8 protein-coding genes are annotated in these 14,685 nt (G+C 36.0%); all 8 read right to left on the bottom strand.

Annotation, left to right across the window (positions count from 1 at the left end):
* Nucleotides 1-202: 202 nt before the first annotated feature.
* Nucleotides 203-2,068, bottom strand: a complete 1,866-nt coding sequence (locus NQQ59_RS14265; protein WP_144219566.1) for a six-hairpin glycosidase — start codon at nt 2,066-2,068, stop codon at nt 203-205.
* A gap of 173 nt (nt 2,069-2,241) precedes the next feature.
* Nucleotides 2,242-3,159 carry a glycoside hydrolase family 43 protein gene (locus NQQ59_RS14260; protein WP_144219565.1) on the bottom strand — a complete coding sequence of 306 codons (918 nt, stop codon included), beginning with the start codon at nt 3,157-3,159 and terminating at the stop codon, nt 2,242-2,244.
* A 270-nt stretch (nt 3,160-3,429) separates the two neighbouring features.
* Nucleotides 3,430-5,001: a glycoside hydrolase family 28 protein gene (locus NQQ59_RS14255; RefSeq protein WP_186296652.1), complete on the bottom strand. Its 1,572-nt coding sequence runs from the start codon at nt 4,999-5,001 to the stop codon at nt 3,430-3,432.
* A gap of 229 nt (nt 5,002-5,230) precedes the next feature.
* On the bottom strand, nt 5,231-6,634 hold the full coding sequence (locus NQQ59_RS14250) for a glycoside hydrolase family 140 protein (protein WP_144219564.1): 1,404 nt from the start codon (nt 6,632-6,634) through the stop codon (nt 5,231-5,233).
* A gap of 260 nt (nt 6,635-6,894) precedes the next feature.
* Complete coding sequence (locus NQQ59_RS14245) at nt 6,895-10,047, bottom strand: DUF6298 domain-containing protein (protein ID WP_257698334.1); 3,153 nt, start codon at nt 10,045-10,047, stop codon at nt 6,895-6,897.
* Nucleotides 10,048-10,325: 278 nt separating this feature from the next.
* The gene (locus NQQ59_RS14240; RefSeq protein ID WP_144219562.1) at nt 10,326-12,032 is read right to left on the bottom strand and encodes a polysaccharide lyase; all 1,707 of its coding nucleotides are present in this window, start codon (nt 12,030-12,032) and stop codon (nt 10,326-10,328) included.
* 44 nt (nt 12,033-12,076) lie between these two features.
* Nucleotides 12,077-12,766, bottom strand: a complete 690-nt coding sequence (locus NQQ59_RS14235) for a DUF3826 domain-containing protein (RefSeq protein WP_144219561.1) — start codon at nt 12,764-12,766, stop codon at nt 12,077-12,079.
* Nucleotides 12,767-12,971: 205 nt separating this feature from the next.
* A complete protein-coding gene (locus tag NQQ59_RS14230; protein WP_144219560.1) occupies nt 12,972-14,684 on the bottom strand; it encodes a polysaccharide lyase in 1,713 nt (570 codons plus the stop codon).
* Between the last annotated feature and the right edge of the window lies 1 nt (nt 14,685).

The following is a 14,685-nucleotide window of genomic DNA, read 5'->3' as shown; positions in this document are numbered from 1 at the left end:
TTGTTTGTCTGCTAATTTTGTTTCTCGCAGATTTTGCAGATTGAGCTGATTTATTTTTTTTCGCCACGAATTCACGAATTAACTCAAATTCATCTTTGTGTTTAATTTCTCGGATTTTAAACCGAATTATTAATTTGTGAAATCACATAATAAATTACGTTTCTATGGTAAAAATAATTCGTGAATTCGTGGCTATCTTTTTTTATAATTTTTTAGTTACCAAAGATTCGATATTGAATACTGCTTCTGGGATTTGTTTTCCGGTTTGAGGCAAGTCGTCGTAATCGTCTGTGTCTGGCGCTGTGTCTGGATTTGGATTATGTCTTTGTTCTCCTGTTCGGAACATAATTCGCTCGAAACCATCTGTTGGCGCGTAAAATATCTTTGTTGATTCTTTCTCGTCGTTTACTTTTACTGTGTATTGACGGTTTTTAGCATCTAATTTTACAACAACTTTATATGTTTTGTTTGCTTCATATTTAGCTATTGTATTGAAACGAGCTCCGGTTTTTACTTTCAATTGTCCGTCGCTGTCGAAAGTCAATCTTACGGATGGCAAACCTTGTTTATTTTGAAATTCAATCTGCAATAAACCATGATTATTCTGTTCTGGCATTACCGTGAAAACAGCTTCTAATTTTGATGTGAAAGGAATAACTCTTTCCGCACGAGAATAATCAAAATAATCCTGATCTCTTAAAGTCAGCCATTTTTTACCATCGGCTTTCTTTTCGATTTTTGTAGATGCCCAAGAAAGATCGTAGGTATTCCAAAGTTTCAATTCTTCTCCGTTTGGAAGATTATTGAAAACATCATTTGCGTGTTCTGTCACCACCGAAGTAACTGGAACTGGAATCGAAGCTACCCAAATATCTTCTTTGTTCACACTATATCCCACCCAAATTTTTCCGTCTGGCGGAGTTCCGTCTCCTTCTGTGATTCCGCGTACGTATTGAGGACCGGCAGATTTATAGTTTCCTCCATAACGCATCGGACTAACTTCGCCGTGAACTAACAATAAATCTTTATAATTCAATCCGTCATCACTTGTCGAAATTGCCAAAGGCCAACGATATTCTGAAGGATTGTAAAGCGTTGCATAACGATTGTCTGATGTCTTTTGTCCCCAGATTTTAGCATTGCTGTTTACAAAACCTGGCGCACGCAAAGGCATATAATCCCAAGATTTTCCCCCGTCTCTACTGATTGAAGTTAAAGCATGTTTCCATAAACCAACTACATTTCCGTTTGCTAAATGATAATAACTAAATGCTTTGTACGGTTTCTGTAACGGAATCAATTCATCATCGCGATCGGCTTCTTCTACCCATTGCTGTAACATCAACGGATTAGATAAGATTTCTTCGCAAGCTTTTTTGAATCCCTTGTCTTTTGATGTTGTATAAAATGGGAATTTCGATTTCGATTTGTCCCAAGTTTTATTGTATCTGATGAAATAGATCTCGCCAAAACTTCCGTCTTTTTTGATTTCACGAATCACACGTCCAATTCCTTTTCCGTCGTTTGGATCGTCTTTTTCATCCATCGCAATTCCGTAATAAGCTAAAGCAAAAAGTCGTTTGTCTTTTGACGTATAAAAGCCCATTCTTTGGTGCATAATCGCATCCAAATCTTTGGCAACGCCTTCTACTCCATCTTTTTTCCATCCGTCAGGAATTCTGTAAATTAGGAAAATAACTTCTGGTTTTGTCCAAGTTACTCCGTCTTTAGAACTCATAATTAAAGTCTGACTTGGCGGAATATGTTCTCCCGAAGGATCGCTTAAATAATGCAGATAAAATGTATTATTCCAATACGCCATCATCGGCTGGTGATTGTACGTCCATCCAAAACCATCAGCTTTTTCTGGATGTTCACGGCTTGCACGCATGATTTGTGTGGCGTGAACTCCAACTGCTGGACTTAACATTCCGTGATGGTAATCGATGTTTGAAAGTGTTTTACCAACATAACGCACTGTGTCGTTTTGAGCATTTACAGCTGTACCAACTAAAAGAATTGTGGCTGTAGTGATGATGTTGGTTTTTATGTTTTGGAAAGTAATCATTGGTATTTTATTTTTTTGCCACAGATTAAAAGATTAAAAAGATTTTTTTTCTGCTTGATCTGCAAAATCTGCGGGAAAAAAAATTACTCTCGCAGATTTTGCAGATTCATTTTTAATTAAATCCTAAATAAGTGAAAAATCATTTTAATCTATGTAATCTGTGGCTTTATCTTTTATTTCTTTTCAATTATTCCTTTTAAAACTTCGCTTGAAATTGTTGTAATCGTTCCGTGTTTGTGACCTTCTGGAAGGCTTATTTTAGATGAAACATCTTCAAAATGAACAAAATCTGAGGTGCTTAAAGCTTTATAATTTTTTGAGCCGTAATTATCATAATACAACAGCCAGTTTTTACCCACTTTCACCACTGTTGGACCTTCTGATAAGTATTCGGTTAAAGGTTCTGAGCTTTTTTCAAACGGACCTAAAGGCGATTTTCCAAAAGCTACTTTTATGTTTCGCATTGGTCTTGTGTTGTCTTTTAAAACCAAAACATAATCTTTCTTTCCTTTTTTGACAATCACACAGTCAATTACGCTGAAACCTGGATCGTAATATAATTTTGTATCCGAAAAAGTCTTGAAATCCTTAGTCGTTACGTAATACATTCTGTGGTTGTTTTTCTCTTCTTCCACTCCTTTTGGAAATCGGAACGGAATTGTTGATGCCCAAATAATAATGTATTCTTTTTTTACATCATCATAAAAAATCTCCGGCGCCCAAACGTTTATTACTTCTGGCTCGTTTTTCATTACGGGAATATATTGTTGTTCTGACCAATGCATCAAGTCTTTTGAACTTGCGTAGCCGAAACCATTTCCACCTTTCCAATCCGTTGTCCAAACCATGTGATAGGTTCCGTCAGCTCCTTTTGTAATGGATGGATCACGCATGATTTTACTGGCTCCGATTTCTGGTTTTAAAAATGAACCTTCTAAACCTTTCCAATTGTAACCGTCTTCACTGTACGCCAAATATAAACCTTCTGTTGCGGGTTCTCTAAACGATGTAAAAAGATATAATTCCTTATTTTTCTGCGCGTACGATATCGCAAAAAGTGAAAAGGTTAATAAGATGAATATTTTTTTCATGTCTTTTTCTGTTCTCCTGCAAGGTTTTCAAAACCTTGTAGGTATGTTATGTTTAATCCAAAAGCCTACTAATTACAAGAAAGCTATTTCTTTCTCTTTAGCCCCGATCGCAGTGGAAATCCTTTTGTGACGGGGTTCGGTACAAAAGATTGTAACGAAGAGCGGGACGATGTTTCCAAAAATGCCTCTTGTTTCTGCTTCTAAATATTATTATTCCGTTGAAAACTTTGTCAAAGTTTCGAACTTTGACAAAGTTGACTCGACAATTTGTTATTCTATAATCGCTTTTTTATCTAAAGAAGCTCCTTTTTTAATTTTCGTTGTCACGTTGTTTAAAACATTGTTTTTCAAGAAAATATTTTTCGTTTCTTTTCCATCTACTTCGATAAAAATATCGGTTGGATTGAATGGAAAATTATTATTAATCAATACATTAGAAACATTATCTAATTTGATAACCGGAACATTTTTTATTGGTGTTGAAGATCCAACGTTATCTAAAATCACATTTTTTGAATCTGAAATTTTGAAAGAAGAACCTACAGTTGCGTTTACTTTTACATCATGAAATTCAACATCTGTTGCCGTGTTTACCGTAAAACCTTCTTTTCCGTCGATATTGATATTTGAAAAAGTGATGTTTTGAATCGGCATTTCGGTAATTCCTAAAATCTGTCCTGCTTTGTTCACGTTTGAAGCTGTAATGTTGCTCATGTGAATGTTTCTGAAGATCGGCGTTTTTTCTGTTACAGGCTCTACTTGAGTACCTTTATCGTAAAAAAGGCTTAATACAAAAGCTTCTTCTTTGATGTTTTTCATTACGATATTATCAACGCGAATATCTTCTACAACTCCGCCTCTTCCGCGAGCCGATTTGATACGGATTCCTCGATCTGTTCCGTCAAAAACACAGTTTGAAATCGTAATTTTTTTGATTCCGCCTGACATTTCGCTTCCGATAACCACTCCGCCATGACCGCTTAACATCGTGCAATTTGTGATAGTTACATTTTCTGTTGCTTTTCCGTATTTACGACCATCGCCGTCTCTTCCTGATTTGATGGTAATACAGTCATCTCCAACGCTAATATGGCAGTTTGAAATGTGAACATTGGTACAAGAAGAAGGATTGATTCCGTCTGTATTTGGCGAGTGCGGGTTGAAAATTGAAATTCCTGTAACAGTAACATTATCACAGAATTCTGGGTTAATGGTCCAGAAAGGTGAATTTTGAAAAGTTACACCTTCGATCATAATGTTTTTACAGTTGTAAGCCTGAAAGAAAGATGGTCGGAAGAATTTCTTATCAACGGTTCTTTTGTAATACGGTTCTGTGTAAAGTCCTTTGTTTTGCTCTTCCCACATGGTTTGGTATTTTGTTGGAGGCAAAGGTTCTTTTGCTGTTTCGATTCTGTACACTTCATTCCACCATGCTTTTCCTTGTCCGTCGATTACACCTCTTCCTCTGATGGTGATGTTTTCAACGTCTTTGGCATAAAACAAAGGCTGGAAACTTTTCATTACGATTCCTTCGTAACGCATTTCTACATAAGGCAGAAAATCATCGAAGTTTTCTGAGAACTTCAAAAGCGCTCCAGAATCTAAATGAATGGTGATGTTGCTTCTTAATGTTAAAGCTCCTGTTAAGTATTCTCCAGCTGGAAAAAAGATTGTTCCTCCGCCGTTTTTAGACGCTTTTTCGATTGTTTTCTGAATGGCATCGGTGCATTTTTGACCTTTATTGTTTCCACCTTCGTTTAAGATGTTGTACCAGCCGTCGTGTGCGAATGTTGTTAAACTGGTGATGAAGCAGAGTATGAATAGTATATTTTTGATTTTCATGGTTGTGTTGTTTTTTGGTTTCACGCAGATTTAAAAAAAATCAAAGCAGATTAAACAGATTTTTTTATTTAATCTGCGGAGATCTGCTAAAATCAGCAAAATCTGCGTGAAATATTATTCTCATTTTTTGTCACCCTGAGCGAAGTCGAAGGGCGCATGCATTATCACGCATTGTGTCCAATCTTTGCGGTCCTTCGACTTCGCTCAGGAGGACAATACTATACTTTTTTTACTTTGACTTCAAAATCAAAACCCAGTCATTGCCATCTTCTTTTTTGCCTTCTGGTTGAAAGTTTTGAGTTCCTTTATTATCAAAAGTTCCGATTTTGGTTTTCTTTCCGTTTCTTGGATTGTACCAAGTTGCTTCGAATTTATCACCGGCAATTTTTCCTAGTTTTGCTTCTATAATTCTTCCATTGTATGTATAAAACAAAGCATATTTCTCTCCTCTTATTGCTGGAATATAATCGTATTTTTCTCCTTGGTTAACGACTAAAGAAACATCTGGAGTTCCTTCTAAAAATGGAAATTCTTCCATTAATTTCTTGATGTAAACCATTTGTTTTGCTCCAGGCGCATTGATGGCTGATGTCCATAATTCTTTATTTCCATAAGCTGGTTTGTCACCTTTTCTGAACATTTGCATTACAGCGTTATGTCCGTATGTATAACCTGCTCCTCCAGATAAAACTGACCAATATCCGTAACGACGTACATCGCTTGCTGTCCATTTTGGCTGTAAAGTATCGTGTAAGCCGTGTGGAATTCCTTCATAAGAAGGTTCTCCGTCAAGTGTTGGTTTTGTTGGTTTTAATTCGAAATCCCTTAAAACAAATTTGTAATTATCTTCTTTGAAATTCGTTTTGATAGAATCCTGATCGTATCTTCTGTGTCCTGATTGGAACATATTGAAATCTAACCATTTTTCGTTGTGGAAGTTCTCTGAAGAATCGGTTCTTCCAAACGGGTGAAAAGTCACTAACTGGTTTGGATTATTGTTTTTTAAAGTATTTCCGATGACATTCCAGATATCTTGGAATTCGTTTCCGTGTGTGTCTCCACCGTTTAACCAAATTACATTGGTTCTGCTTTTATATCTATTAGCTAAAAACTGAGCGTATTCTGTTGCCTGTTGTTTGCTTACTCTGTCGCCTTTTGCAACATTTGTTCCCCAAACCGGAACCATTGCAACGTAAATTCCGTTTTTCTGAGCCACATCTAGAGTGTAATCCACGTGATCCCAATAATCGTATTGTTTTGGGTCTTTGAAATCATTTCCAGCTGTAATCAATGGTTTTGAAACGTCTTCGTTGATTAAAGCCGAAGCACCATAAACGTTAACCGCATTGATGTTGTGCAAAACCATTACCTGAACAACATTGAATCCTTTGTCTTTTCTGTCTTTAAAGTATTTCTCAATTCCTGGTCTATCCAATTTTCCGAATGCCAGCCAACCAGTGTCGCCAAGCCAGAAAAATGGTTTTTCGTTTTCGGTAACAAAATAATGCTGATTTTTAGAAACTTTGATTTCAGGCAGTGATGCTTTTGTTTTAGCAGATTGCGAAAATCCGCTTTGTGCTGTAAACATAAAGCTTATACAAACAGCGTATAAAGATTTTATTTTCAGATTCATTTTGATATATTTTTGAATTATGTTTCTATTTTTTTTGCCACGAATTTCACCAATTTCTCGAATTTTTATTCTGCTTGCGTTTTTGTTTCACGCAGATTTTGCTGATTTTGGCTGATTTGAACAGATTTATTTTAAAAATCTATTAAATCTGCTTTGATCTTTTTTAAATCTGCGTGAAAATTTACTCTCGCAGATTTTGCTGATTTAGCCGATTTAAAATCAAATTCGTGCCAATTCGTGTAATTCGTGGCTAAACTTTTTTATTTTTTCACTACAAAAAGCAATTTTTCTTTTATTTCGGCTTGTGGAATGGTTACTTGTTTTCCTCCGCTGATATTGGCTTTTTTGGTTGTATTTCCTGTCGAAGCATTGATTGCGAATACTTCAAATGTTCCTTTTTCGTTTGATAAATCGATTGTGATATCTTGATCGTTTTTCAGATAGAAAAGATAGCTTTTGCCTTTGTTTTCTAATTTCCAAAGATTGTCTGAGAACGTATTTCCGTCAACTAATTTCATTTCGCTTAAAGCGAAATAAAACTGAGGCAATTCAATTTTTGGAATATTTGGCATTGAAGCTCCCGCCATCAAAGCTGGCCATCCGAAACGAGAAGAACCATCTGTTGAATATAGAATCACTTTTTCAGGATATTTTTCTCGGTATTCTCTAACGGCACGATAGACTTGATTGTCGGTTTCTTTTCCTGTTTTTAATTTTCTTGCGTGCTGTCTCGGTGCTAAATTAACGCCTCCTTGCGGAGCGTAAGCCGAACCGTCTTCTTTGTAATACCAATAACGAATGTCGATTACATCAACTGTTTTTACTCTCTTGGCATCATTTAAAATCGCGTCCTGAACATCTTTGGTTGCACTTAAACCGATTAAGCTTTTTTTACCTGTTTCGTCTTTCCACTTTTGAGCTTCGTCTAACCAAAATTCCATAAAATGAAGCGGACCTGTATATTCGGCGCTTGTTAGCTGAATTACGTTACTGTTTTCTTGAAAATTTTCGAAAGATTTTCTAATGAAACCTTGGTGTAATTTTCTTCGATCAGCATTGGTAATATCGTAAAACTGCTCTGCCATAAAAATACGTTTGTCTCCTGCGTAAGGCGGCGGCTCAGGAAATCCTGAATTATTAATATTATTTGCTGAACGCCAAGGTGAACTTGCCCAGTGCGCTCCAGCTTCTAAAATATTATGCTGAAAATATTGCTGATTGATTAACATTTGTCCGTTTGGTTCTGCCAAAGTTGCAAACTGCGCTAAACGGCTCCAGTACCAATCGTTGAATTTTGTCAAATCGTATTTGCTCAAATGATCCCAAGCAAAATCTTTTCCGCTTCTTGCAAAAGGCTGTTCATAAAACGGTGGCCAAGTGTCATCATCAATTCTTCTAACACGTTCGTGATCGTCCATTCTGCGGTCGTACCATAAACCGTAATTGTGTTCTAAAGCAATGATGTTATTTGAAGTTAAATAATCAACTGTTTCCTGAACTCTGTCTGTTAATCCGTTTCCTGTTCTTCCTGGCACAAAACGAGTTACATGAGGTAATGATTTGTTTACGAAATCATCTGTAAGATCGCCTCTCCACCAAGCCACATTCATTTGTTTTCCAGCAATAACTTTTCCGTTGAAAGTTAACCAACCGTTTTCTGTGATGACTTTTGATTTATTCTCAACTTTATTTGAAACAGGATTTTTTAAATCATTTGCATTTTTTAAACCTGAATTATTAATGTTAATCGGGTTTTGTTTTGAAACTTCTGCGATCCATTCTGGCAAGCTTTGTTTGGTTGTAACTGAAGCTTTAGTCAATTCTTGCGCTACTTCGATTGTCGGACTTGAAGAGGGTTCTGAACCTAAATCATAAATAAAAGCACGTGTTGGAAGTTTTCCTAATCTGTTTTCTAATTGCGTATAGAACAAACTTCTTGGACTGATATGCCCGTTTACGTCTTTCCAATGACCGTTTCCTCCAAATTGTCCCCAAACTCCAAAAGCCCAGTTTTGAGCAGTTGGCGGGCTATAACATTCAACTTTTGAAGCCGAAGATTCCCAGATTACAGAATTTGCTGCTGTCCATCCAGCTCCTCTTCCGCCTTGTTCTCTATTGTTATAACTTAATTCCTTTCCGTCAATATTAGCAATGTCAAATAAAACTCCAGTTGCCCAGCTTCCAATTGCGCCGCTGTTGCTGAATGGAAGATGCGATTCGCATTGAACGAAAGCATTTGGCCCTGTTGTTCCAAATCCTCCTACAGCGAAATCATGATATCCAAATTCTGAATAACAACGTTGGAAAAGTGTCTGCTGACCTTCTGTATAAAATGTATGTCTTCTGAATGAAGCAATTTCTGAAACGGGTTCAGTTGCAATACAATCTTCAACTGTAATCTGCTGACTTGTTTTTAAAATCGTAACCGCACCACCTGCAAAATGCTTGAAATTAACTTGTTTTACCCAAGCATTTCTAGTGTTTTCTATACTGATTGCCTGCCATCTGTGTTCTTCATCTTTTGCATTTGAAGCATTAAAAGTCGATTTAATCAAGATGTTTTCAACTCCAGTATTTTCAACTCTTCCCGGCCATGAATAAACGGTTACTTTTGAAACTCCGAAAACATCATCTAATGCCATTGTAATTGGAGCATTCAAGGTAACTTCATTTCCGTTGATTTTAGTTACGACTCTATTCCAAGTCATATCCCAAGCGCCTTTTTTCCATCCAATCCAAGAAGTTTCTCCGCCGAAATCCTGCATGTTTACCTCTTTAATGAAATTATCAGTTAAAGGTTTGCTGATTTCAATTTCATCAGAAACTTTTAATTTTGATGCATTTTTCAATTGGATTTTCTGCGTTCCAAGTGGTGTGTAAGCGTTATTGAATTCGAAAGTATCTTTATACACTTTATCGTTTACACCTAAAATTCGAATTAAAGCTTCTCTTTCTAAACCTGTTCCTAAAAGGACAGTTCCGTTTTCAGCATTTCCACTTCCTCTTAAAACAACTCCTGATTTTCTGATGTATAATGTTCCGCTTACTTTGAAAATTCCTTTATCTAAAAGAACAGCTCCACGAAAACCAGTTTTGTCTGGTTTTAATCCACTTACATAATCAATTGCATTTTGAATTTTCTGCGTTGCATCGTCTTCTTGTTTTGAAACAAAAATCTTATTTTCCAGATTCGGAATGGCAACTTCAGAATTTCTATATCCTGCGAAAGAAAAATCAGGAATCTGATTTCCTTGATTGTCAGTTGTAAATGAAAGTTTTCCTTCTTTTGTTTTTACAATGTCTGGGAAAGTGTTTTGGGCTGTGATGTTTAGGCTGAAAAGCACCACTAAGCCCGACAAAACCATTTTATCTTTTTGAAGGGAGATTGTATTTTTTAACTGGGTAAAATTCACCTTATTATTTTTTAGAGTCTTAACCATATAAGCAATATAAGCTCATATAATTTAGGTTTCTCAGTTACTTTTCAAATTTCCTCAATCTTGTTACTTCGACGAAGGAGAAATCTTCTTTACTAGATCGACACTGATTGATACCCTTTGCAGAGTTTTTATGAAGATTCCCCGCTCGTCGTAATGACAAAATATATGGGTATTTTTTACGCTAATTAAACCTGACAGGTTTTAAAAACCTGTCAGGTTTGCGTTGAAAATATTCTTATACAACTAAATCACTATTGTAATAATGATTTTAATTTAGCTAACGTATCTGTGTTATTTTCGATTTTTGTCCAATCTACTTTACTGTTTGGATCTATACCGTTAATATATTTTTCGATATTTGTATAACCGTCACCGTTTAAATCTTTGTTTGCATCTGAAGCATCATTTGGATTTAAACCGTATTTCTTTTCCCAAGCATCTGGAATTCCGTCATTATCAGAATCTTTATAGGCTTTTCCTTTGTAAGTTGGGTAACCTCCAACTTGATCAGGATGTGTTATAATTCCTTTTTTATAAGAATCTGCAGGCAATCTTCTTTTTATAAAATCTTTTCCAATATTGTTTTCTAAACCGTCTTTTACTTCTATTTTCCCTGTACGAACTTGTTTCAAAATTCTTTCATCAACAGCATCTCTTTTTGGAATTGTTGCTCCAACATTTGTTAAAACATATTCGTAAGCTTCTTCTGCACCCATAATTTTGAATGCTGGCATTGAGAATGGTTTCAGCTGTTTGATTGCTGCTAAAAATTCTTTTGTTTCTGCTTCTGGGAAATTTTCCAATTGCACTCCACCATTCCAGTTATCTGCTGTAACCTCAGGAGAACCTACAATAAAATTTCCTGAAACGTAAGCTCTTCCAAATTGTTTTGGCTCAATATATCCAGACTCAGGCTTTACAATTCTATGCGCAATAGGCTCACCTGCTGGTGTTATTGGACCTGGTTTAAAATAATTGTTGATGATGTTCAACATCGAACGATAATCACCTCCATCTAAGGTACGATTCCACCAATTAAATACTACGTTATTCACAAAATTAAAGTCGCCATACATTCCGATAGAAGCATTTCTAGAAATGTTGTCGGCCCATAAGTTACGCATAAAAGTACTATTTAATCCGCCAATTGTACTTCCAAATGCGTGATTATAAGTATCTAAACCTTCTGATGAAATGGTGTTTTGAATCGTGATGTTGCAAGCTGGCAATTTCTCTAGTTTTGATTTTGCATTCGCTGCAAATTGATGTCTGTATAAAGAAATATTTTCGTCTAATCCCCAACTTACAGAACAGTGGTCAATTATAGTATTTCCGATTACATTTCCACCTAAAGCATCATCTCTTCTTGTTACTTCTGTTGCACCACGTCTGAAACGCATGTGTCTGATAATAACGTCGTGTGTATCGATTTCTAAAGTTTCTCCTGCAATACAAATTCCGTCTCCAGGAGCCGTTTGCCCAGCAATGGTTACATAAGGCGCACGCATGCTGATTCTACTTTTTAATTTAATAATTCCTGAAACATTAAAAACGATTGTTCTTGCTCCAACTGCTTCGCAAGCTTCACGGAAAGTTCCTTTTCCGCTATCTTCCAAACTTGTAACTACGAATATTTTTCCGCCGCGTCCACCTTGTGTATACGCTCCTCCTCCTTCAGCACCTGGAAAAGCAGGAATATCTGCTTGTACAAAATCTTTTGGATAGGAAGCCCAAGGTAAATATGGTTTTCCTTGTTTTGCTTCTTCTTTAATAATATGTAGATTGGCATTCCAGATTTCGCTCAATCTTTTTTCATCAGCTTCTAGAAGAGCATCTGCTTTAGCTTGAACGTCTTTTGGAATTACAGGATATTGGGCATATGCTGATGAAACAAGTGAACAAAACGAAAATGCCATTAATGTTCTCTTTAAAGTACGGTTTGGAAAAATATTTTGCATGAATTGTGTAGTGTAGTTAATAGTTGTTAGTAAGTTTCGAGAGCTTATTCTTTGGTTGTAGAATCTTTTACTTTGTTTTTCTCTCTTTGTTCAACACGTTCGTGCCAGTCTTTACTTTCTTTATTTAGATCGTAACCTTGTTTTGATAAATAGTTGTTGATTCTTCCTTTGTATTTACCAAACCAGCCGTGTTTTTCTTTAGAAGAACCTCCGTCCATTGCATGTTCTCTGGCCTCAACTAAAGCTTTGTAGATGTAATCTTTTTGTTCTGCAGTTAAATTTGGCAGCATATCGTTGTAACCTGCAACCGTAATTGGAAGTACGCCGTACGTCATTCCATCTTTAACTTCAGTAATTTTGTCTTCTGATAATTCTTTACCTAATTTTTTAAGGTAAGATTTATGCAATTTTGCAATTGACTTGTCTGCATTTGCTTTCAACTTGTCAATTTTCTCGTTTTGTTTTTCTTTAGCTAAAGAAGTGTCTTCTTTTATTTTTTTGATTTCAGCGTCTCTTCCGTCTTGGATTTCTGTTAAATCTCTGAATTGCTGCGCTATTATATTTGAAACTGCTTTTTCTTTTGCATCATTTTTCAAATCTAATTTTACAACTATTTTAGCAGCTCTTTCGTTTGTAACTTTGATATATTCAGGATCTAAATGCTGTTGCGCATTTAAAGTTGAAAATGCGAAAACGATTGATAATAAGCCTGCGTTTATTTTATTTAGTACCATGATTTTTTACTTTTTTAATTTTAAACATAGAAATATAACTTGAAGGCGGTTTCTTTTTTAATCTCGCAAAGTCGCTAAGACGCAAAGCTTTTTCACTTTTCTTTTTAATAGACTTTGCGTCTTAGCGACTTTGCGAGAAATTTTTCTGCTATCGCGAAAAAATAAAAATAATTCGCAACGCTTTCTATGCTTTCAAAAACTGTTCCTATTTTAAATCTAATAAAGGTCTAACTAATGTTTCTTTGTTATTAGCTAAATCTTTCCAATTTACTTTTATTGCTGGATTTACACCGTTGATGTAATCTTCAATATTTGAGTAACCGTCTCCGTTTAAATCTCCCTGCGCATCAGATGGATCATTCGGGTTTAAACCGTATTTTTTTTCCCAAGCATCTGGCATACCATCTTTGTCTGTATCTACATAAGGTTTTCCTTTGTATTCAGGATATCCTCCAACTTGAGAAATATCTGTGATGATTCCTTTTTTATAAGAATCCATTGGAAGTCTTCTGTGTTCGAATTGATAGAAAGTCTTTTTCTCTAATCCTTTAGCATATTCTGGAACTCCAGTTTTTACTGTTCTTACGATTCTTTCGTCAACTTTATCTCTAATTGGCAAAGTTGCTCCAACGTTTTTAAGTACGAACTCATAAGATTCTTCAGCAGTCATGAATTTATTGAACCAAGGCATTGGGAAAGGTTTGTCTGATTTCATTTTTGCGAAGTAATCTTTTGCTTCTTCGTAAGGCATTAACTCCCCTTTTTTGTTTTCGATTTGAATACCACCGTCCCAGTTGTCTTTAGTTACTTTTTCGTTTCCGTTAACTACGTTTCCGTTTACGAAAGCTCTACCAAAAACCATATAAGGTAATTTACTTCTTCCTGATTCTGGTTTTAAAATTCTATAACTGATTGGTTGTGTTAAATCGGTTACAGGACCTGGTTTATAGAAGTTGTTGATGATATTGTAATTTGCAGTGTAATCTCCACCATCTGTAGATCTGTTGTACCAGTTGAAAACCACGTTGTTTACAAAGTTGAAGATTCCGTTCCATCCAATAGAAGGGTTTCTTCCTGCATTGTTAGCCCACATATTTCTCATAAAAGAACAGTTTTCTCCACCAAGAGTACTTCCGAAAGCGTGGTTGTAAGTATCTAAAGCTTCTCCAAATAAACTGTTTTGGATTGTAATGTTTACTGTTCCAACTTTAATATCTGGATATCCTGGTCCTGGATTGTACATATGTCTGTAGATTGACATATTTTCGTCTAATCCCCAAGTTGCAGATACGTGATCGATCATAATGTTTCCAACAGGATTTCCTCCAATAGCATCATCACGACGTCCAACGAAAGTTTCTCCACGACGGAAACGTACGTGTCTGATAATTACATCATGCGTGTCAATCCAAGTCGATTCTCCAGCGATACAAATACCATCTCCAGGAGCAGTTTGTCCTGCAATTGTAATGTAAGGCGCACGAATAATTAATGGACTTTTTAATCTGATAATTCCAGCAACATTAAATACCACAATTCTCGCTCCTCCTTGTTCGCAAGCTTCACGTAAAGTTCCAGGTCCACGGTCTTCTAAACTTGTTACCGTATAAACTTTTCCTCCACGACCACCAAAAGTGTACATTCCTCCTCCTTCTGCACCTGGGAAAGCTGGAATTTCAGCCTGTGGTAAATCTGTTGGTCTTGAAGCCCAAGGAATGTATGGTTTTCCATGTCTAGCTTCTTCTTCAATTACAACTAAAGCTTTTGTCCAAGCTTCATCAGAAAGTCTTTGAGCCTCTTCTTTAATTGCTTTTTCTTGAGCCTGAACTTCTGGGCTAATTTTTGGATATTGAGCAAAACATTTTGCGCTTCCTAAAAAAAGCAGAGATGATGCGATAAATAATGCGGAATTTTTCATG

It is taken from the genome of Flavobacterium panacis, from assembly GCF_024649945.1.
Taxonomy (GTDB): Bacteria; Bacteroidota; Bacteroidia; order Flavobacteriales; family Flavobacteriaceae; genus Flavobacterium; species Flavobacterium panacis.
The sequence above is the reverse complement of the archived record's forward strand: the minus strand, read 5'-3'. Positions and strand labels throughout refer to the sequence as shown.

What these genes read in the sequence shown, in the direction of transcription:
- NQQ59_RS14240 (WP_144219562.1), bottom strand. Translation starts at nt 12,032, where the DNA reads ATGCAAAATATTTTTCCAAACCGTACTTTAAAGAGAACATTAATGGCA.
- NQQ59_RS14235 (WP_144219561.1), bottom strand. Translation starts at nt 12,766, where the DNA reads ATGGTACTAAATAAAATAAACGCAGGCTTATTATCAATCGTTTTCGCA.
- NQQ59_RS14255 (WP_186296652.1), bottom strand. Translation starts at nt 5,001, where the DNA reads ATGAAAATCAAAAATATACTATTCATACTCTGCTTCATCACCAGTTTA.
- NQQ59_RS14260 (WP_144219565.1), bottom strand. Translation starts at nt 3,159, where the DNA reads ATGAAAAAAATATTCATCTTATTAACCTTTTCACTTTTTGCGATATCG.
- NQQ59_RS14265 (WP_144219566.1), bottom strand. Translation starts at nt 2,068, where the DNA reads ATGATTACTTTCCAAAACATAAAAACCAACATCATCACTACAGCCACA.
- NQQ59_RS14230 (WP_144219560.1), bottom strand. Translation starts at nt 14,684, where the DNA reads ATGAAAAATTCCGCATTATTTATCGCATCATCTCTGCTTTTTTTAGGA.
- NQQ59_RS14250 (WP_144219564.1), bottom strand. Translation starts at nt 6,634, where the DNA reads ATGAATCTGAAAATAAAATCTTTATACGCTGTTTGTATAAGCTTTATG.